Annotated in this window: 1 protein-coding gene; it reads right to left on the reverse strand. The window is 40.9% G+C overall.

The window, feature by feature from the left end:
• Positions 1–3: 3 nt before the first annotated feature.
• Positions 4–445 (reverse strand): 1-acyl-sn-glycerol-3-phosphate acyltransferase (locus ACTHTS_RS11235; RefSeq protein WP_440370086.1); only part of this gene is annotated, 442 nt, incomplete at its 5' end.

The raw sequence follows: 445 nt of genomic DNA on the forward strand, positions 1-445 counted from the left end.
ATATTATTTTCCTTGTGCAATTTCAGCATCGAGTTCAGCGATGCGTTTTTCCATCAAATCGTGACAGTAAGTAGCAAGTTCGCGAACATTGTCTTTTGTGTAGGATGAAATATCAATTGGCTCCATCATTTCACAAATCACCTTACCATTATCCCAACGATTTAAATCAATTTTGTTATGTGTCGTCGAGCACACCACAGGCACGATTGGTACGCCAGCTGCAATCGCTGCATGGAATGCACCTGTTTTGAATGGCAATAAACCGCGACCACGGCTACGTGTACCTTCAGGGAACATCCAAATTGACAGGTTGTCTTTATTGATACGACGAGCAAGTTCAGTCATGGTGCTGTGTGCTTTAGAACGATTTTCAAGATCTAGGAGAATATTGCCGGTTACCCAATATAAAATGCCGAACAAAGGAATCAAAATTAGGCTTTTTTTA

The organism is Neisseria sp. P0019.S003 (genome assembly GCF_051957115.1).
Taxonomy (GTDB): Bacteria; Pseudomonadota; Gammaproteobacteria; order Burkholderiales; family Neisseriaceae; genus Neisseria; species Neisseria flavescens_D.